The organism is Pseudomonas sp. MF08831 (assembly GCF_059862645.1).
This window is the reverse complement of the sequence record NZ_JCBCUX010000019.1, coordinates 23,067-40,331: the sequence shown is the minus strand read 5'-3', so window position 1 is coordinate 40,331 and position 17,265 is coordinate 23,067. Positions and strand designations below refer to the sequence as shown.

Annotated in this window: 22 protein-coding genes; 12 read left to right on the top strand and 10 right to left on the bottom strand. The window is 58.4% G+C overall.

Going from position 1 to position 17,265, the window contains the following annotated elements; all coding sequences use genetic code 11:
• Positions 1–70: 70 nt before the first annotated feature.
• The gene (locus AC19YS_RS29045) at positions 71–1,285 is read left to right on the top strand and encodes an MFS transporter (protein WP_500603239.1); all 1,215 of its coding nucleotides are present in this window, start codon (positions 71–73) and stop codon (positions 1,283–1,285) included.
• Between the two features lie 89 nt (positions 1,286–1,374).
• Positions 1,375–2,313 (top strand): alpha/beta hydrolase, encoded by a 939-nt coding sequence (locus tag AC19YS_RS29040; RefSeq protein WP_500603238.1) that lies wholly within the window; start codon positions 1,375–1,377, stop codon positions 2,311–2,313.
• A gap of 285 nt (positions 2,314–2,598) precedes the next feature.
• Here the strand turns inward: AC19YS_RS29040 and AC19YS_RS29035 are convergent, their stop codons facing one another.
• Complete coding sequence (locus AC19YS_RS29035; RefSeq protein ID WP_500603237.1) at positions 2,599–2,778, bottom strand: phage integrase N-terminal SAM-like domain-containing protein; 180 nt, start codon at positions 2,776–2,778, stop codon at positions 2,599–2,601.
• A gap of 312 nt (positions 2,779–3,090) precedes the next feature.
• Here AC19YS_RS29035 and AC19YS_RS29030 point away from each other — a divergent pair, with 312 nt between their 5' ends.
• From AC19YS_RS29030 to AC19YS_RS29010, 5 genes are all read left to right on the top strand, one after another.
• Positions 3,091–3,702, top strand: coding sequence for a DUF6037 family protein (locus AC19YS_RS29030; protein ID WP_124417106.1), 612 nt, complete (start codon positions 3,091–3,093; stop codon positions 3,700–3,702).
• Between the two features lie 259 nt (positions 3,703–3,961).
• Entirely contained in the window at positions 3,962–4,534 is a 573-nt protein-coding gene (locus tag AC19YS_RS29025; protein WP_500603236.1) for a hypothetical protein, read from the top strand.
• Between the two features lie 741 nt (positions 4,535–5,275).
• On the top strand, positions 5,276–5,569 hold the full coding sequence (locus AC19YS_RS29020; RefSeq protein ID WP_200625150.1) for a fructose-bisphosphate aldolase: 294 nt from the start codon (positions 5,276–5,278) through the stop codon (positions 5,567–5,569).
• 275 nt (positions 5,570–5,844) lie between these two features.
• Positions 5,845–6,336 carry a GNAT family N-acetyltransferase gene (locus AC19YS_RS29015; protein WP_106580178.1) on the top strand — a complete coding sequence of 164 codons (492 nt, stop codon included), beginning with the start codon at positions 5,845–5,847 and terminating at the stop codon, positions 6,334–6,336.
• Positions 6,337–6,354: 18 nt separating this feature from the next.
• Positions 6,355–6,780 (top strand): GNAT family N-acetyltransferase, encoded by a 426-nt coding sequence (locus tag AC19YS_RS29010; protein ID WP_500603235.1) that lies wholly within the window; start codon positions 6,355–6,357, stop codon positions 6,778–6,780.
• Here AC19YS_RS29010 and AC19YS_RS29005 read toward each other — a convergent pair.
• Together AC19YS_RS29005 and AC19YS_RS29000 are read right to left on the bottom strand one after the other, a co-directional pair.
• Complete coding sequence (locus AC19YS_RS29005) at positions 6,767–7,264, bottom strand: hypothetical protein (protein ID WP_500603234.1); 498 nt, start codon at positions 7,262–7,264, stop codon at positions 6,767–6,769. The two genes, AC19YS_RS29010 and AC19YS_RS29005, sit on opposite strands and share 14 nt — an antisense overlap.
• Positions 7,265–7,267: 3 nt before the next feature.
• Entirely contained in the window at positions 7,268–7,807 is a 540-nt protein-coding gene (locus AC19YS_RS29000) for a GNAT family N-acetyltransferase (RefSeq protein ID WP_500603233.1), read from the bottom strand.
• A gap of 275 nt (positions 7,808–8,082) precedes the next feature.
• Here AC19YS_RS29000 and AC19YS_RS28995 point away from each other — a divergent pair, with 275 nt between their 5' ends.
• Positions 8,083–8,973, top strand: a complete 891-nt coding sequence (locus AC19YS_RS28995; protein WP_500603232.1) for a helix-turn-helix domain-containing protein — start codon at positions 8,083–8,085, stop codon at positions 8,971–8,973.
• On the opposite strand, the gene AC19YS_RS28990 is transcribed toward AC19YS_RS28995, so the two are convergent.
• A complete protein-coding gene (locus tag AC19YS_RS28990) occupies positions 8,915–9,502 on the bottom strand; it encodes a LysE family translocator (RefSeq protein ID WP_106580182.1) in 588 nt (195 codons plus the stop codon). The genes AC19YS_RS28995 and AC19YS_RS28990 overlap by 59 nt on opposite strands.
• A gap of 224 nt (positions 9,503–9,726) precedes the next feature.
• Between AC19YS_RS28990 and AC19YS_RS28985 the strand changes: the two genes are divergently transcribed.
• Positions 9,727–10,569, top strand: a complete 843-nt coding sequence (locus tag AC19YS_RS28985; protein ID WP_119735414.1) for an alpha/beta fold hydrolase — start codon at positions 9,727–9,729, stop codon at positions 10,567–10,569.
• A 64-nt stretch (positions 10,570–10,633) separates the two neighbouring features.
• The gene (locus tag AC19YS_RS28980) at positions 10,634–11,212 is read left to right on the top strand and encodes a TetR/AcrR family transcriptional regulator (RefSeq protein WP_500603231.1); all 579 of its coding nucleotides are present in this window, start codon (positions 10,634–10,636) and stop codon (positions 11,210–11,212) included.
• Between the two features lie 37 nt (positions 11,213–11,249).
• Here the strand turns inward: AC19YS_RS28980 and AC19YS_RS28975 are convergent, their stop codons facing one another.
• The 3 genes from AC19YS_RS28975 to AC19YS_RS28965 form a co-directional block, all read right to left on the bottom strand.
• Positions 11,250–11,618 carry a hypothetical protein gene (locus tag AC19YS_RS28975; protein ID WP_500603230.1) on the bottom strand — a complete coding sequence of 123 codons (369 nt, stop codon included), beginning with the start codon at positions 11,616–11,618 and terminating at the stop codon, positions 11,250–11,252.
• Complete coding sequence (locus AC19YS_RS28970; RefSeq protein ID WP_200625135.1) at positions 11,599–11,922, bottom strand: hypothetical protein; 324 nt, start codon at positions 11,920–11,922, stop codon at positions 11,599–11,601. Before AC19YS_RS28970 ends, AC19YS_RS28975 begins: the two co-directional genes overlap by 20 nt.
• Before the next feature lie 99 nt (positions 11,923–12,021).
• Positions 12,022–12,456 carry a winged helix-turn-helix transcriptional regulator gene (locus tag AC19YS_RS28965; protein WP_106580186.1) on the bottom strand — a complete coding sequence of 145 codons (435 nt, stop codon included), beginning with the start codon at positions 12,454–12,456 and terminating at the stop codon, positions 12,022–12,024.
• Positions 12,457–12,561: 105 nt separating this feature from the next.
• On the opposite strand from AC19YS_RS28965, the gene AC19YS_RS28960 reads away from it, so the two are divergent.
• On the top strand, positions 12,562–13,260 hold the full coding sequence (locus tag AC19YS_RS28960) for an SDR family oxidoreductase (RefSeq protein ID WP_500603229.1): 699 nt from the start codon (positions 12,562–12,564) through the stop codon (positions 13,258–13,260).
• On the opposite strand, the gene AC19YS_RS28955 is transcribed toward AC19YS_RS28960, so the two are convergent.
• Positions 13,250–14,134: an NAD(P)/FAD-dependent oxidoreductase gene (locus AC19YS_RS28955; protein WP_500603270.1), complete on the bottom strand. Its 885-nt coding sequence runs from the start codon at positions 14,132–14,134 to the stop codon at positions 13,250–13,252. The genes AC19YS_RS28960 and AC19YS_RS28955 overlap by 11 nt on opposite strands.
• 144 nt (positions 14,135–14,278) lie before the next feature.
• Between AC19YS_RS28955 and AC19YS_RS28950 the strand changes: the two genes are divergently transcribed.
• Positions 14,279–14,716: an Rrf2 family transcriptional regulator gene (locus AC19YS_RS28950; protein WP_119735419.1), complete on the top strand. Its 438-nt coding sequence runs from the start codon at positions 14,279–14,281 to the stop codon at positions 14,714–14,716.
• Between the two features lie 4 nt (positions 14,717–14,720).
• Here the strand turns inward: AC19YS_RS28950 and AC19YS_RS28945 are convergent, their stop codons facing one another.
• A complete protein-coding gene (locus AC19YS_RS28945; protein ID WP_500603228.1) occupies positions 14,721–16,166 on the bottom strand; it encodes a mechanosensitive ion channel domain-containing protein in 1,446 nt (481 codons plus the stop codon).
• 164 nt (positions 16,167–16,330) lie between these two features.
• The gene (locus AC19YS_RS28940; RefSeq protein WP_500603227.1) at positions 16,331–17,197 is read right to left on the bottom strand and encodes a pirin family protein; all 867 of its coding nucleotides are present in this window, start codon (positions 17,195–17,197) and stop codon (positions 16,331–16,333) included.
• Between the last annotated feature and the right edge of the window lie 68 nt (positions 17,198–17,265).

Genomic DNA, 17,265 nt, shown 5'->3' with positions numbered 1-17,265 from the left:
TTCAGGCAATTCTCTAGGATTTCGTATCCGTCGGACCTGCTCCGACCACCTGCCGTTCGAGAGATACGTCATGCCATTTGTTGTTTACATCTTTTCACTCAGCGCATTCGCACTGGGCCTTGCCGAATTCGTCCCCATCGGCCTGACTGACGTCATGGCCCACAACCTGAATATCGATGTCAATCAGGTCGGTAGCGCTGTGACCGCCTATGCACTGGGTGCAACTTTCGCCGCCCCGTTCCTGACGGCCCTGACGGCAGGGTGGTCGCGAAAGCGGGTCATGCTGATGACTGCGCTGGTCTTCACCGTCGGTAGCGTGGCTGCTGCCTTTGCGACGAACCTTTCTACTCTGCTGATTGCGCGCTTTGTGGCAGGCATGGGGCACGGCCTGTTCCTGGCGGTGGCTTCCAGCACGGCGGCGCGCCTTGCCGGTCCGAAGAAGGCAGGCAGCGCGGTGGCGGTGGTGTTTGGCGGCTTCACCCTTGCCATGGCGATAGGTGTACCCGTCAGCACGTACCTGGGTGGTGTGATCTCCTGGCGCCCGGTGCTGGGCGCAATCGGGGCATTCGGTGCATTGGGCTTCCTTGGGCTGCTGCTGGGCATGAAAGAGCCAACGGAGGCTCAGGGTCGGGAAGGAGCCGGCGACGTGGGTCAAGCCTTTAAAGCGATCTTTAACCCAGTTCTGCTGTTCGCGGCCCTTGTGACCGTACTCGGCTATGCTGGCTCGTTCACTGCCTATACCTACATCGCCCCGTTACTCACCCAAGTGACACAGGTCAGCAGCCACACCGTCGGCGTTTTCATGCTCGTCTATGGCGTGCTCGCCGCAACCGGCAACGTGATTGGTGGCGCACTGAGCGATCGGTTCGGGGTAAACCGCACAAGCGTAGCCTTGATCGCCGGCATTGCGTTGATCACTTTGGGGATGTGGGGTTTCGCGTCCTCGACGATTGCGATGGGCATCCTTGTCGGGCTGCTAGGCATGTTTACCTTCGCCGCAGTGCCGGCCCTGCAAGCCCGCCTGATCGGCGTTGCCGAGTTGCATGCGCCGCACGCCCACGGTGTAGCCGCCGGGCTGAACATCGCGGGGTTCAACTGCGGTATCGCGCTGGGCTCGTGGGTAGGCGGCGCGACGCTCGCCACGCTGGGTATTTCGTACACCGGCCTCGCGGGCGCATTGGTTTCGGCCCTGGGCCTCGTGGTGCTGCTCTTGCAATTGGCACGCCGTAGTGGCGGCAAGTATCGCGAAACGGTGTGTAAAGACCTCCCGGCGTCACCAGGATGACGAGAGAGTAGCCATATCGAAGCAGGCGCAGCGTCGCGTGCTGTTGCAGCACAGTTGGCGCCAATCGTAATGACTGGAAGGTAACGATCATGACAAGCCTCACCCACAACGCCCCCGAGCGCATCACTGTCCGAATTCCGACCGCGTCGGGTGACGAGATCGAGGCGTGGGTCTACCTGCCAGGAGGCACTGGCCCTCATCCCGTGGTGGTAATGGCCCACGGCATCGGCGCGATCAAGGCATGCGGGCTGGCCCCGTTCGCCGAGCGTTTTCGCGAGGAGGGATTCGTCGCCATCGCCTTCGACTACCGCAACTTCGGTGGCTCCGATGGGCAGCCGCGGGAAGTACTCTCTGTTCCGCGCCAGCGCGAGGATTATGCAACGGTCATCGGCTGGGCCGCCGACCAGCCCTACATCGATCCGCGCAAGGTCATTATCTGGGGCACATCGTTTGCCGGTATGCATGTCGTCGAACTGGCTGCTTCGGACACTCGCCTGGCAGGTGCAATCACTCAGGCGCCACTCACGGACGGCTTGGCGGCAGCAATCATGGCCCCGCCCAGACTTGGCGTTCGGCTGTTCGGGTTGGCGCTGCTCGATGTACTCGGCGCCCTGGTGGGCCACCAGCCGATCTACATTCCCGGTCACGGCAAACCCGGGGAACTGTCCATCGGTGCCACACCTGACGGCGTGTTCGGGGAAAGGCTCATGACGCCGAAGGATGGGACGCCATGGCATAACCGGGTTTCCGCGCGGTCATTGATGAGTTTCTTGTGGCGCCGCCCCGTGCGCCGCGCCGCGTCAGTGCGCGTTCCCTTCCTGCTCGTCGTTCCGGAGTCAGACTCGATCGCGCCAGTGCCGGCTGCGCTCAAGGTTGCACGCAAGGCGCCACGGGCTGAATTGTTCCGCAGCGCTGGTGGTCACTATGACGTCTACGAAGGCGGGGCAGGTTTCGCCGACGTGTTACGCACGCAGGTCGAGTTTCTCCATCGACACTTCGGGGCAGCAGTCGAAAAAAAACATGTTTGAGGCACATTTCGGACAGGCATTCGGTGCTGCCGAAAGAGAAGAATTGGGTCAGACCACTATGATGAAAGGAATAATATTAAAGGGGGTCTGACCCCGTTTTATTCGTCTCCGCCGTTTCTTCTGCCATAGTCCTACCGTGAATAGCTATATGGGGTTGAACTCAAACTTTAGACCAAGTGGATCGCTCCGGTTTTGAGCTCACTTGAACCCGGCTGCTTTTGTCCGCTGTTGGCCGAGAGTGGACGTTTACGGATGACTTGAAGCCGTTTGGAAGCAAGGTACTATTCAATAGCTCCTTGCTCCCAGCTCCAAGATGAAACGGGTGAAGACTGAGGGCCAGCCATGTAAGAAACTCGCTAACTCCGCTGGTCCCATCTTCAGAGGGTGGCGCATCCGGTGGTAGCGCGGGAAATAGCGTATCCAGTACCAGTAGGTCTTCTCGGTGGGAATGCTGTAGTGATTCACCCCAATAACGTTACGAAACTGCTCTCGCAGGCGTGTCTTGTCTATATCGCATTCATGCTGTATTTTTGATTGCACAAAAAGAAAAAGTTAAACGAATACAGGTTGTATGCAGCAGCAACAGATAACCAATTGTTTTATAGAGAGAATTTAAGTACTGAATCGACGGGGCGAGGTATTGTTATGAAGAAGTCACTAATATGCAATCATAAAGCCGTCGACCAACTCAACCGTTATATTCCATAGGAATCGTGCCTCCCAATAGTTGCATTCTATTCAATAGAATAGGCATGACTGATCAATAAGAGTAAAAAGATGAGTGTATTTGAAAGCTTCAAGTTGTTAAAAGCGGACATGATTGCAAACGGTTGGGCTATAGAAGGTTTCCCTTTCAATTACAAAGGCCTTGACTACATCGTCTTAGCAAAATTGTACGAGAAAGGAGAAATAAAGCCGAAATACGCCCTGCTAAAAATAGAGATATTGAAGAGTCAAAATATTAATGAACGACTGATTTCAGCTGTTAACGCAAATGGTTTTCTTATTGAACCGAAACTATTGAGAGAGTTTTTTAATATAGAGTACGGTGAAAACCTTGGAGATATATTGAGTCAGTTTAATGAATACTTTGCTCAATTTATTCCAACTCAAATAACTTTAGGTAAACCACCACGGATTGAGGAAGCAATGATTGCATCTCTATCAAAGAGTGATAGCCAAGATCCTAAAAAGCGCTACTGTTATGGTGTTAGGAGAAATCAAGATGGGCGAGCAAGAACACCGTTCAATGACAATAAAACTAGACTTCTAAGACCTACTTTATACCAAGAGTTCAGTGCAGATCAATCAATAAGCTTTTGCTACTCAATCGACACTAATGATCACAAGTCTGATGCAGTAATAATTCAGAATTTTTCTAATAGATAATTTCGAGATTTTGAATATAACAAAGCCATCAAGAGCGGACGCAAAAGCTTGGCTTACGCTCCTTCGCCGCTAATTTTAGCCAAGCCTTTTTCGCAACTTATGGCGGCGTTAGGCTCTCAGGGCAACCAGAACACCCGTAAATTTTTCCCATGCATATTAAATTGATGAGAACAATTCGTCTCATAGCACTAGAGCGGAAATAGGGGTCAGACTACCATTATTGAAAACGTGGTCTGACCCCTATTCTCGCTATGTTTTCTTGGTTGAAGATGACCTTGCTAAAGAAATTATTACGAGACTACTAAAGGTGAATGGTCTCTTATCTAGTAAGCTAGTGCATGTTCTTCCTTGCGGCGGATACACAAATGTCATTGAGCTCGCGAGAGAGGTGGTCAACAGCAATTTATTGGGAAGAGCATCAAGCATCTCTATGATTCTAGACGGTGACATAAAATTAGATGCTCAAAAATATATTGCTTCTCGGAACATAAACAATAATATACCAATGAATTTTCTACCTATTGAAAGTCTCGAAAAATATCTAAAAAGCAAACTTCATGACAGTATAGATCATAAGCTGTTTCGAGCATTGAACGATTTCATTTTTCAAAAAGTAAGTCTTTCAGAATTAATTGAAAAATACCGGAATGAGATAGATACCTCAAAAGATAGCAACGGAAAGAAGCTGTACAAACTAATTGAGAGTGAATTAAAGAATCGAGGAAAATCAAGGGCTGATATAATCGAAATGGTTGTTGAGCATCTTGCGAATACGCAGGATCAAGAACTAAGCAAAATCGTCATCTATCTTCAGAATCATCTCGCTGCATAAGTCGGTTTTTAGCTTATCCTATATACTTATATTAAATATGAGTATATAGGATTGAAATATAATTTTTTTCACGCTTCCCTCAACTACTTCGTACCTTCGAAAGAACTGAATCTATGAGAGGAAAGCAGTTGCTGCAAGCCCTTTGACCATAGCCATTAATCATAAATTCGCTCAGCATTGGAGTTTGGATTGACGTTTTACTAGACGCTCGCTGCAGTGACAACGTCCGCTAATGGCCGTTTGCGGCCGTTAACGTTGACGAACCCTCGGCTATTTGCGCCCGATTGTGCCAGGAATCAACCAGCCACATTCCGCCAATAATGTGCGCAATCTTGCTGACAAACGTCGAAGAAAACGACAGACCAAATAGAACGCAAATGGATGATCACGTTCGTGATCCAGCCAAGATCTCCTAAATGATGGATGGGTGAAATTGATGGCTCGAGGTGTGTTACATCCTCTCGGTTGCACCCTGGCCAACAGCACCTTATAGTTCGCCCCGTCGCCGACCTCGGTCAGCGATCGGGTTTCGCAGCCCTACCTAAATAGAATCAACCTGCACAGTCATCAGACCCTCAGGCGGAGCCCGCCTGCGTCTTGTTTATGGCGGCTGTGCGTGGGAGACCTTCGGGTCTGCCGGGGGTGATTCTTCCTGGTCTGCGAACCCGCGCACAGTTGCCACCCAGACTGTTTCGCAGCAGCAAGGTGGCAGTTCTTTTTACCCAAATAGAATCGAACCTTATGACGACTCAACACCCGCCCCGCCGCTTCACCCCCATGTCCCAAACCGCAACCGAATACCCTGTCCTCCTCATCGACAGCGACGCCCCGCTCAGCGAGCTCCACGCTTGCGCCAGCGAACGACTCAACGCCGCCCTCGCCTACCTGCACCTGATGGCCTGCTCCAATGTGTCCGACTATGCCGAGCACGACATCAATACCGTCGCCAATACCGCCAGGATCATGGTGCAGGATGTGGCAGATGTGTTTTCGGTGATTGAGAAGCGCGGGTTTGATGTGCCTGCTGTGGCTTGATGAAAGGTGAGTTGTGAGAAAACCCGCTTCGGCGGGTTTTCTGGTTTTCGGCGGTCGGTTCAAGCCCACCTTTTTTGTGGTGAGCGGGCTTGCCCCGCGTTGGGTTGCGCAGCAGCCCCGAAACCAGTCCCTCAATTTGCCTGGCGTACCGCGTTTGTTTTGACTGGGGCTGCTTCGCAGCCCATCGCGGGGCAAGCCCGCTCGCCACAATCCGTGTCAGGCCCTTGATGTTTCTTTATGATGTGGCCTTTCGCTAAACGTCCCAGGAAATACCCATGCCCGCCCTCACCTTCCGTAACGCCCTCCCCGCCGATGCCGCGCGCTGCTTTGAAATCGAAATCAGCGCTTACGAAGGCGATGAGGCCGCGACCCTGGAGAAAATCGCTACGCGCATTGCGCAGTACCCCGAAGGCTTTTTGATTCTGGAGGCGGATGGCGAGATGGTGGGTTTTATCAACTCTGGCTGCGCCCATCAGGTGGTGATGTCGGACGAGGCGTTCAAGGAGTTGGTGGGGCATTCGGCCGAGGCGCCGAATGTGGTGATCATGTCGGTGGTGGTTGACCCGGCGCAGCAGGGCAAGGGCTATTCCAAGCGGTTGATGACCGAGTTTGTGCAACGCATGCAGGCCATGGGCAAGCAGACGATTCACTTGATGTGCAAGGAGCAGCATGTGCCGTTGTACACGCGCATGGGTTACAGCTATGTGCAGCCTTCGCCTTCTGACCATGGCGGGATGGCGTGGCATGAGATGGTGATGGCGCTCTAACCAAGGGAGTTTGCGGTGATGACTGCTTTGCGCATTGAAATCAGCGACCAACCCAACCCCGACGCCGAGCGCCTGCTCGGCAACGGTCTCGCCGCGTTCAATGAAGCCATTACCGGTGCCAACGACCGCCAGCCACTGACGGTGCTAGTCAGAGATCCGGGCACTCGGCAGATCCTCGGCGGCATCACCGGCAAAACCTCTTTGGGCATGGCCTTCCTCGACCTGTTCCACTTGCCCGATGCCCTGCGCGGCTCGGGCCTGGGCAGCCAATTGCTGCAAGCCTTCGAAGACGAAGCCCGGCGCCGGGGTTGCTTGAGCGCGGTGCTGTACACCCTCAGTTTTCAGGCACCGGAGTTTTACCAGAAGCAGGGGTGGGTGCGGTTTGGTGAGGTGCCGTGCTTGCCTGCGGGCAGCAGCCGGGTGTTTTTGTCTAAGGCGCTTTGAGGGTTTGCCAGTCGAGGCCGGCAAAGTGTTGCGTGAATTCGAATAGCTCGCGGTCGATGACTTCGGCATGCCCATGCACCCCGCTATCCGCCAGGCTGTACGCATCATCAAAATACCCGCACGCCTGCAGGGTGCCGGGTAAGTCGTAGCCTGACCGGGTCCATAGACGGTAGATGCCCTCGGCCAGGCGTCGCCCGAAGGCGGGGTCACCAAGAAGTCGGCTGTGCGCAACCGACAGCACATAAGGCAGCATTTCGTCTTCGGCCATGGCCGGCGCGGCGACTTGCAGTAGCTGCCACATGACCTCCTCGCGACTCGACCTGCTCATGAGCGCGAGTTCTATCAGCGCATAGGGAGGATGCTGCAGTGTCGCCAGTGTCGTATCCGCCCATTGAATGACCGCGGCCACATCGATAACGCCGACGTCCAAGGCGCCCCTGAGGTAGGCGACGGTTACACCAAAGGCTGCGCCATCCTCGCTCATCATTCACCCGCCGGCGCTCAGGGTTTTACCAAACAACCGGTTCTCGTGGGTTTCGCCCTGGAACGTATAGGTCGGCGAGCCCAGCAGTTCGTAGCCGCGGCGCGGGTAAAAACCCAGTGCCCGTTCATTGCCGACCCACACCGTGGCCCACAACAGTGAAGCCCCGGCCAGCGCTGCGTGTTGCTCGGCCGCTTGCAGCAGTTGGTAGCCGATACCCCGGCCGGTAAAGCGCTCCTGGATGTACAGGCGTTGTAGCTCGGCAACGTTGGAGGATGGAAGCATCGCGTGCCCGGCGCGCAGTTTGATTTGAGCAAAACCGACGAGGTGGCCGTTGGTTTCTGCCACCACCAGAGCGCTGCCGGGTTCGGTCATCAGCTGCGAGATGGTAGCCGGCGCAAAGGCTTGCAGCGCTTCGGTGGCGATGGCGCTGCGAATGCCTTCGGTAGCGTAGGTGTCGAGAAATACCTGCATGCCCAGCACGCCGATGCATAAGGCATCCTGGGGGCTGGCGGCGCGAATCTGGATGGACGAAGACGATGTCATGTGCGGCTCTAGGGCTGAAAACGGCGTGAGCAGGGTTTTTAGCATAAATGGACCTTGGCCGGCGTATTCCACCCGCAAGCCACTCCCATTTTGCGCACAAGGGTTCTGAGGCTGAACTGTCGGGTGGAGTACTCGACGGCTGGCACCTGCCAGCCGGCTACACCTACCAACACACTCGCGATGCCGACGGCTGTGTGTATAGCTCAGTGTTGCTGACGGCCCTGGCGGTCTGTGTAATGATCGCCCTTCGTTCCTCAAGGGATGGAGCCACCGCCATGTCGCTGAACACCGCTGACCCCGCACAAGCGCCGCGCTTCTGGCGTGATGCGCGCATGCCGTTCATCGAAGCGCGGACCATTGCCGATGGGCGCAAGGTCACTTATACCCGTCACGCCCACGAGCATTTTTCCATCGGTGCAATCACCACCGGGCGCAGTTATTACCACTACGGCGCGCAGACGTTTGAGATCAGCGCCGGCACGGTGGTGTTGATGAACCCCGGCGATGTGCATGCGTGCAATCCGATCTACGACCAGTCTTGGTCGTATCACATGATTTACCTCGACACGCCTTGGCTGACCGACCTGCAATACCAGCTGGGATTCAGTACCGATCAGGGTTATCGGCCGTTCAACACGCCTTACACCCGCGATCCGGTGCTGTTCAACGGTTTGATCGAGCTGTACGCAATGCTGCTGGATGAGCACGCCGAACTGCTGCAAAAACAGAGCGCGCTGGTGAGTTTTTTCACCGAGGTGCAACAGCGTTTGAACCCTTCGTTGACGCCAGTGCGGGAGGTCAACCACAAGCTGGAGCGCGCCGCCGAGTACATCCGCGCGCACTGCACCGAGGCGTTGAAGCTCGAGGAGATTTGCCTGGCGGCCGAGCTGTCGCCGTCGTATCTGATCCGTGCGTTCAAACAGTATTACGGGCTGACGCCGCATGCCTTTCTGGTCAACCGGCGTATCCAGTTTGCCCGAACGCAATTGCGCAACGGCGAGTTGATCGCTGACGTGGCGCTGGCGGCAGGGTTTGCCGACCAGGCGCATTTTCAGCGCGCGTTCAAACAGCATTTCGCCGCTACGCCGGGGCAATACCGCGACTTGCTCAAGCCATCAGCAAATAACCCACACTGGCCACCAGCAACGCGGCCATTGAGCGGTTGAACAGGCGTACGCCTTGCGGGTTGCTCAGGTAGCGTCGCAAGAACGTCCCGGCGTATGCCCAGCACGCCACCGACAGGTAGCAGATCACCAGGTAGAGCGCCGCAAACAGCCACACTTGGCCCGCATCGCCGTCCGCCACAAACAACCCCATCCCTGCCACACAGGCCAGCCAGGCTTTGGGGTTGAGCCATTGCATGATCGCGCCGTAAAGCATCGACGGCGCGGTGGCGGTGCCATCAGCGTCGAGCCGGCCATCGTCCACCGCCAGCTTCCAGGCCATGTACAGCAAAAACGCGACACCGCCCCACTGGATCAACTGGGTCAGGATCGGCCAGCGCACCAACACTTCATGCAGGCCCAGGCCGATCAGCACCAGCAGCAAGGTGAAGCCGACGGCGGCGCCAAACACGTGTTTCTGGCTGGCGGCAAAGCCGAAGCGCGCGCCGGCGCTGAGCGCGACCACGTTGACGGGGCCCGGTGTGATGGAAGTGGCCAGGGCGAAGGCGGCCATGGAGAGGATCAAGCTCATTGCGATTCCTTTTTGTTGTGCCAAGCGACGATGGCACCACGGTAAAGCGCTGAACGTGCGTGGTATTGAAGAAAATCACCCTGAGCACTTAGACGGTTTTATTCCATTGATATAACTGCATTTTTTCTCTCATTCGGTGAGTTTCGATAGGCAAAAATGCATATTTTCAACACCGACGCCGATGCTAGAGTTCAGCGCCTTCTCACTGCAAAAAAGGATTCGCCATGTCACGTCGCCTGCTGGCAGTTGCCTGCCTGATGCTGTCTTTCTCTGCGGTCCACGCTGCCGAACGCTGGGAAACCCTGCCGCCCACCCCAGCACCGGTGGCCGGTGCCAAAACCGGTTACGCCGCCGTCAATGGCATCAAGGTCTATTACACACGCACCGGCCACGGCTCGCCGGTGGTGTTGCTGCACGGTGGCTTGTCCAATTCGGATTACTGGGGCAACCAGGTCAAGGCCCTGGCGGCCAAGCACACGGTGATCAGTATCGACAGCCGTGGCCACGGGCGCAGTTCGCGGGATGACAAACCCTACGGCTACGACTTGATGGCGGATGATGTAGTGGCTGTGCTCGACAGCCTGAAAATCCCGCGTGCCGATATCGTCGGCTGGAGCGACGGCGCGATCATCGGCATTGACCTGGCGCTGCGCCACCCGGACCGCATCGGCAAAGTATTCGCCTTCGCCGCCAACACCCAGACGTCCGGCGTCAAAGACGCGGTCGAGAAAAACCCGACCTTCGCCGCCTTCATCGAACGCGCTGGCAAGGAGTACGCCAAGCTGTCGCCGACGCCCAAAGAGTACGACGCGTTTGTCGAGCAGATCAGCCATATGTGGGCCAGCCAACCGAACTGGACCGACGCGCAACTGGCGAGCATCAAGACCCCGATTCTGGTGGTGGATGGCGACCATGACGAAGCGATCAAGCGCGAACACACCGAGTACATCGCCGCGACCATTCCGGGTGCCGGCCTGCTGATTCTGCCGAACACCAGCCACTTCGCCTTCCTGCAAGACCCGGCGTTGTTCAATGCCGCGCTGTTGGACTTCCTCGACAGTAAATAGACCCTGTACCCTGTCGGCGCGCACCGGTTGCGCGCCCACAGTTTCCAGCCACGTCAGGACGCCAATGCCCAACCCCATTCCTCGCCGGCGCGATGCCGCCGTCACCCGCGAAGCCATCGTGTCGTCTGCGCGCAAGGCGTTTTCCCGATCAGGCTACGATGACACTGGGCTAGGAGAAATCGCCGCAGGCGCGGGGGTGACCGTAATGCTGGTCAACCGCTACTTCGTCTCCAAGGAGCAGCTGTTTGCCGAGGTGATCGCCGAGGCGCTGGCCAGCCCGCGCGCCCTGACGCAAGGCAACCTCAGCGCGGCAACCCTCGGCCGCACCCTCGCCACCGCGTTGGTCAGCATTACCGAAGCGGGCAGTACGCCGCTGGATGGCTTCCTGATCATGCTGCACTCGGCGTCGAGCAAGCGCGCGACGGCGATTGGCCGCGAGCACGTCGAAAAAGGCCACCAGGCGACCATGGCCGCCGCGCTCCAGGGCGCGCATCGCGAAGAGCGCGCAGCGCTGGTGATGGCGCTGGCGTCAGGCTTTCAAGTGATGCGCCAGATGCTCGAACTGTCGGCGCTGGCCAAGGCCGACCCGCAGGTGTTGATCGACTTGCTGACGCCGCTGTTTCAGCAACTGGTGGACGGCTGAACCTGGCTACTTCACGAACAATTCCGGTCCCGCGCCTTCACATGGCCGGGGCGATGGCAGGCATCGAACCAGGGTTTCTCCCCGCAGCCGGCGGTTTGGCCAGGCGCAAGGCGTGCGCCACGGCGATCTTGGGCGTCACGCACTTTGCCGTTGATCTGGCTGAGGAACACGATGGAATACAACACCGAACTGCTGTTTGCCCGATGCTGGTGGCGATAGGGTTCAGGGACAGCGCGCCGTCGGCGTGGGGCGTAAAGCACAGTGAGACTTTTGAGCCGGGCTGATCGCGCACCTCCCAGCACTGCGGTGAAAGCGGATGCTTGCGCAAGGTCGCGGGCGCGGTCCAGTAGGCGTCGAATACCTCGGTACACTTGCCGGCCACGTTTTCATCGTCGAACAGCAGCACGTTGTTGGCCTGAATATACAGGCCGCGCAGGGCGAGACTGGTGGAGCCGCTGAGCACACGTATGGCCTTGCCCGCGCGCCGCACAATCAGCACTTTGTTGTGCTGCTGGCTGGAAAAATGCAGGCGCGTGACCTGCGCCCCAGTGGTTGGCGCCGGGGCAGCGCACTTCGATGCTGAAGCCCGCGAAGGCGGGCGTCGCCAGGTCTTGCGCGAGGTCGAACGCCAGCAGCGCAGCGCCCTCGCCGCGGTACAGCTTGAAGGTCAGCCCCTGGGAGCTGGTCTTGCTTTCAAAGTCGGTGATCATGGCGTGTCTCCTCTCCTGGAAGACCTCCGTACACCGGACGGGGCGTTAGCTCGCTCACCACTGGGAGGCGGTCCTGTACAGTTCAGCGGCTACGCCGCATCAAGCCACCGGCGCTTGCGTAACGATGTCTTCCAGGCCCAGCACCCGGCCATCCTCAGACACGATCTCGACCTTGCGCAGCGGCTTGAGCGAACGCGCATCCAGCACGCGCGCACTGACATGCTCAGGCTCGGTGTGCGCCTCGCCCCATTGAGCCAGCGTGACCAGCACCGGCATCAGCGCGCGGCCTTTGTCGGTCAGTTGGTATTCATTGCGCGCGCCGACCTCACTGGTGTGCAGCAGACCTTGCTCGACCATGTCCTTGAGGCGGGTGGCGAGGATGTTTTTCGCTACGCCCAGGTGTTTCTGAAAATCGCCGAAGCGTGTCACCCCGGCAAACGCGTCGCGGATGATCAACAGCGTCCACCAATCCCCCACCACATCCAACGCACGGGCGACCGGGCAGCCGTCGCCTTCCAGGCATTTGCGTTTCATCGTCGGGCCTCCAGCAATCAGAAATATTCGGTTGCATTATAGGACCAACAGGCTCAGGATAAAAACGGTTTCATTATTAAACCTAATTTATCGCGGGAGCTGATCATGGATATTCGTGGAAAAGTGGTGTTGGTCACCGGCGCCAACCGTGGCCTGGGCAAAGCCTTTGTGACCGCGCTGTTGGCAGCGGGCGCGGCCAAGGTGTATGCAGCGGCGCGCGACCCGGCCAGCGTGAACATTCCCGGCAGCACGCCGATTGCTCTGGACATCACCGACCCGGCCAGCGTGCAGCGCGCCGCCGAGCAGTGCACCGACGTCAGCGTGTTGATCAACAACGCGGGCTTTCTGAAGTACGGCTCGTTGCTCGCCGACGACAGTGTCGAGAACCTGCAGCAGCACTTTGACGTGAACACCTTCGGCACCCTGCGCCTGAGCCGCGCATTTGCGCCAATCCTGGCCAAGCAAGGCGGCGGCGCGCTGATCAATATCCTCTCGGTATTGAGCTGGCTGAGCCCGCCCGGCTCCGGCGGCTACAGCACGTCGAAATCCGCCCAGTGGGGCCTGACCAACGGCCTGCGCGGTGAACTGCGCGAGCAAAATACCCTGGTGATCGGCGTGCACCCGGCCTATATCGACACCGACATGGTGGCCGATGTCCAGGCACCGAAAAGCACGCCCCAGGAAGTGGTCGCGATCACCTTGCAAGCCCTGAGCGAAGACCGTGAAGAAGCATTGATCACTGACATGACCCACGCGGTGAAAGCTTCGTTGTCCACCGCCAGCCCGGTCTACCTCACCCGTTGATCAACGAAAAGTGCGCGCCCACCCCGGCGCGCACGCCCTCGCCAACCGCCAGCGCCACGGAGCCGGCGGCAAGTGAGGTATCGCCACAGGCAAACACACCGGTCACGGAGGTCTGGCGCGTTTCATGGGTGTGCACATAGGCGCCCGTGGGGCCGTCGGCCAATTCACACCCCAATTGCGCAGCCAACGGGCTGATGCGGGTGCGCGACAGGGTGAAGACACCGTCCAGCGCAATGACGCGGCCATCTGCCAATTCCAGGTCGGCGCGTTCGCCGCTGATGCGCGTGACGGTTGTGCTTTCCACTGAAACTCCCCGTCGATCCAACTGCGCCTGCTGTTCGGCATCCGGCGTGAACACGCCATTGGTGAACAAGGTGGTGGTGCCCCAGTCGGGCAGCATCAGCGCGTGGTGCATCGCCAGCGCTGAGGTGGCCAATACGCCGATGCGGCCTTGATCGAGTTCATAGCCGTGGCAGTAAGGGCAATGAAACACGCGTGTGCCCCAGCGTTCCTGCAGGCCTTCGATGGCGGGTAATTCGTCGACCACACCGGTGGCGAGGATCAGGCGTCTGGCCTTGAACTCGCCATTGCACTGGGTGCGCACACTGAAACCGCCCTGCTGCACGACGGCTGTGATCACGCTGTCCTGCACCCAGGTTACCGTCGGATACTCCATCAGTTGGCTGCGGCCCTCGGCGGCGATGACATTGGGTGATTGGCCGTCCTGACCGAGAAAACCATGGGAGGTGGCGGCAAAGCGATTGCGCAGCTGACCGGCATCGATCATCAACACCTTGCGCCGCGCCCGCGCCAATTGCAGGCCCGCAGACAGGCCGGCATAGCTGCCGCCCACAACAATGACGTCGTGCACCATGAACGTGACCTCGTGTGTTGCGCGCACGGTTATCCGTGCGCTTTCACGACACACCATAAGTTACGTAAAAATACCGCGTCAAGCGTCTCGCAACTTTTCAGGTTACGAACGATACTTTGCGCCGACTCGACTGGGGATTATTTGATGAGAAACGACACCCGCCTCTCGCGCATGCTGCATGTGCTGATCCATATGGGCCGCCATGAGGAGCGCGCCACCTCGGAAACCATCGCGCAGATGCTAGGCACCAACCCGGTGGTGGTGCGACGCACCCTGGGGTTGCTCAAGGAAAAGGGCTATGTGCGCTCGGAAAAAGGCCATCAGGGCGGCTGGACGCTGGGCAAACCCTTGAGCGACATCACCTTGCTGGATATTCACAACGCGCTGGGCACGCCGTCGATTTTCGCCATTGGCCTGTCCACCGACCACCCGCAATGCCTGGTGGAACAGGCCGTAAACGCGGCCCTCACGGACGCATTCGACCAGGCGCAGGCGCTATTGATGGCGCGCTTGGGCGATGTAACGCTGGCGCAGTTGGCGGATGATTTTGACCAGCGCTACCGCGTCGCGATGGCGCCCTGAGCGCTTACAATCCGCGACTGCGCAACCACTGCAAAAAGCCTTTTTTGACCGGTACTACCGGCGCTTCCTGGGTCATGGCCTGCGCTGCGTGCACGCGAAAATCCAGCAGCGCCTTCATCGCTTCGCTGATGTCATGCCGCGCGTCCAGGCAGGGTTTGAGGTATTCCTTCTCGATGCGGTACAGGGTGCAGAAGGTCTTGGCGGAAAAGTCCGCCAGCGCCGCCTGGTCGGACAGAATCCCCGCCTCGCCAATCACTTCACCCGGCCCCATGCGACCGGCTTCGAATTTGTGACCGCCCTTGATCAGCATCACCGAGACCACACCGGACTCGACGATAAACAAATGATCGCTGACCTCCCCCGCCGGCAGGATCATTTCGCCAGCACGGTAAGTGTGCAGCGTCATGTTCTGGCTGAAGGTGTCTTTCTCCTCCTGGCGCAGCGTGGAGAAAATCGACGAGCGCTCCAGCAATGCGCGTGCGCCGGACAGCGCCGGCGGCGCGCCGCTTTCGGTGGCAGACAGCAACCCCACACCCGCCGCCTGCAGGTGCCTGAAAGCCAAATCGTAAAGCTGGTTGCGCACTTCGCGCTTGAGGGTCATGGCCGGCACAAAGCCGCTGATTTCATACTCGACGCCGCCACTGCCAGAGGTCTTGAACGCCACGCTCGGCGCGGGGTTGGCCAGCAGCGGTCGGCACCCTTGCATGGCGCGCTCGAGCGCCTCGATCACGATTTGCGGACGCGCATGCGGGCTGACTTGCAGGCTGACGGCCAGGCCGAACATGTCGGCGGGGCGTGAGAAGTTGATGATCTTGGCCTTGGCCGCCAGAGAATTGGGGATCACCGCCATGCTGCCCTGGGAGGTCTGCAGGCGCGTGGCACGCCAGTCGATATCGGTGACGCGGCCTTCGGTGCCGTCGATGGAGATCCAGTCATCCAGCTGATACGGCTTGGTGGTGTTGAGCACGATCCCGGAAAACACGTCGCTCAAAGTGCTTTGCAACGCCAGGCCGACAATGATCGCCACCGCGCCGGAGGTGGCGAGCACGCCCTTGACCGGCAGGTCGAGCACGTAGGCCATGGCGGCGATGATCGCGATCAGGAAAATCACCGCGCCCATCAAATCCTGCAGCAAGCGCCCGCCATGGCCGACCCGTTGCATCATTACCGCACCGAGCAATACCGTCAGGGTTCGTGCGGCGAACAGCCACCAGCCGATCTGCAAGGCAGTAGCCGACAGGTGCAAGGCGGTGTTGTCGGTGTACGGTGCGAGCTGCATGGGGTTCATGCCGTCGTTGAACAGCACGGCGCTGTACACGGCAAAGATCGCCAACCGCGCCGCCAGCTTCCAGTTGGCGAGGTTGACGGAAATAAGCCGCCACACGGCAATGTCGATAAAGATCAGCGCCACGGCGCACAACATCGGGTGATCAGCAATAAATGAGGGCATCCAGGCGACTCCAGGGCGAATGCTCAGAAGATCGCATGAATCGGGAACGCTGGAAAACAAAATGTGGGAGCTGGCTTGCCTGCGATGCAGACACCTCGGTTTATCAGTTGCTCCGAGTTGTTATCGCCGACAAGCCAGCTCCCACAGGGGTTTGCGCTCGACCGTCAAGCCTGCATCTGTCCGAAACGACCGGACTGGTAGTCGGCAAATGCCTGGTGGATTTCCTGCTCGGTGTTCATCACGAACGGGCCGTGGCCGACGATGGGTTCATCAATCGGTTCACCGCTGAGCAGCAGCACCTTGGCGTCGTCATTGGACTCCAGGGTGAGTTGATCACCGTCGCGCTCGAACAACGCCAGTTGCCCCTGGCGTGCCACTTCCTCGCCATTGACCAGCACGGTGCCACGCAGGATCACCAGCGCAGTATTGCGCCCGGCGTGCAGGTCCAGCGTGACCGCTTTACCGGCGTTCAGCCGCAAGTCCCACACGTCTATCGGCGTGAACGTACGCGCCGGCCCTTGAGTACCGGAAAATTCACCGGCGATCAGGCGCAATTGCCCGGCGTCGTTGGCCAACGGCAGCACCGGAATATCGCCGTCGACGAGGGTCTGGTAACCGGCGTCGGCCATTTTGTCCTTGGCCGGCAAGTTGACCCACAGCTGCACCATTTCCAGCGCCCCGCCGCTACGGGCAAAGGCTTCGGAATGGAATTCTTCATGAATGATGCCTCGCGCGGCGGTCATCCACTGCACATCGCCGGGTCCGATCGTGCCACCGGCGCCGGTGGAATCACGGTGCTCGACTTCGCCGTCATACACGATGGTCACGGTTTCAAAGCCGCGATGCGGGTGCTGGCCTACACCGCGACGTTGTTCGGTGGGGGTGAAATCGGCCGGGCCGGCGTGGTCCAGCAACAGGAATGGGCTGATGTGCTTGCCCATCGCGTCGTAGGAAAACAGCGTGCGCACCGGAAAGCCGTCACCGACCCAATGGGCGCGGGGGCTGGTGTAGATGCCGATGATTTTTTTCATGGTGTTCCTCCAAAGTGCCTACACCCTAAGTCCGTCGGCCTCTGAACACTAGCCGGCAAAAGCAGCCC

Bases quoted from the DNA above. Each gene is read 5' to 3' on its own strand.
- AC19YS_RS29045 (WP_500603239.1), top strand. From the start codon at position 71: ATGCCATTTGTTGTTTACATCTTTTCACTCAGCGCATTCGCACTGGGC.
- AC19YS_RS29040 (WP_500603238.1), top strand. From the start codon at position 1,375: ATGACAAGCCTCACCCACAACGCCCCCGAGCGCATCACTGTCCGAATT.
- AC19YS_RS29030 (WP_124417106.1), top strand. From the start codon at position 3,091: ATGAGTGTATTTGAAAGCTTCAAGTTGTTAAAAGCGGACATGATTGCA.
- AC19YS_RS29020 (WP_200625150.1), top strand. From the start codon at position 5,276: ATGACGACTCAACACCCGCCCCGCCGCTTCACCCCCATGTCCCAAACC.
- AC19YS_RS29015 (WP_106580178.1), top strand. From the start codon at position 5,845: ATGCCCGCCCTCACCTTCCGTAACGCCCTCCCCGCCGATGCCGCGCGC.
- AC19YS_RS29010 (WP_500603235.1), top strand. From the start codon at position 6,355: ATGACTGCTTTGCGCATTGAAATCAGCGACCAACCCAACCCCGACGCC.
- AC19YS_RS29005 (WP_500603234.1), bottom strand. From the start codon at position 7,264: ATGAGCGAGGATGGCGCAGCCTTTGGTGTAACCGTCGCCTACCTCAGG.
- AC19YS_RS29000 (WP_500603233.1), bottom strand. From the start codon at position 7,807: ATGACATCGTCTTCGTCCATCCAGATTCGCGCCGCCAGCCCCCAGGAT.
- AC19YS_RS28995 (WP_500603232.1), top strand. From the start codon at position 8,083: ATGTCGCTGAACACCGCTGACCCCGCACAAGCGCCGCGCTTCTGGCGT.
- AC19YS_RS28990 (WP_106580182.1), bottom strand. From the start codon at position 9,502: ATGAGCTTGATCCTCTCCATGGCCGCCTTCGCCCTGGCCACTTCCATC.
- AC19YS_RS28985 (WP_119735414.1), top strand. From the start codon at position 9,727: ATGTCACGTCGCCTGCTGGCAGTTGCCTGCCTGATGCTGTCTTTCTCT.
- AC19YS_RS28980 (WP_500603231.1), top strand. From the start codon at position 10,634: ATGCCCAACCCCATTCCTCGCCGGCGCGATGCCGCCGTCACCCGCGAA.
- AC19YS_RS28970 (WP_200625135.1), bottom strand. From the start codon at position 11,922: ATGATCACCGACTTTGAAAGCAAGACCAGCTCCCAGGGGCTGACCTTC.
- AC19YS_RS28965 (WP_106580186.1), bottom strand. From the start codon at position 12,456: ATGAAACGCAAATGCCTGGAAGGCGACGGCTGCCCGGTCGCCCGTGCG.
- AC19YS_RS28960 (WP_500603229.1), top strand. From the start codon at position 12,562: ATGGATATTCGTGGAAAAGTGGTGTTGGTCACCGGCGCCAACCGTGGC.
- AC19YS_RS28955 (WP_500603270.1), bottom strand. From the start codon at position 14,134: ATGGTGCACGACGTCATTGTTGTGGGCGGCAGCTATGCCGGCCTGTCT.
- AC19YS_RS28950 (WP_119735419.1), top strand. From the start codon at position 14,279: ATGAGAAACGACACCCGCCTCTCGCGCATGCTGCATGTGCTGATCCAT.
- AC19YS_RS28945 (WP_500603228.1), bottom strand. From the start codon at position 16,166: ATGCCCTCATTTATTGCTGATCACCCGATGTTGTGCGCCGTGGCGCTG.
- AC19YS_RS28940 (WP_500603227.1), bottom strand. From the start codon at position 17,197: ATGAAAAAAATCATCGGCATCTACACCAGCCCCCGCGCCCATTGGGTC.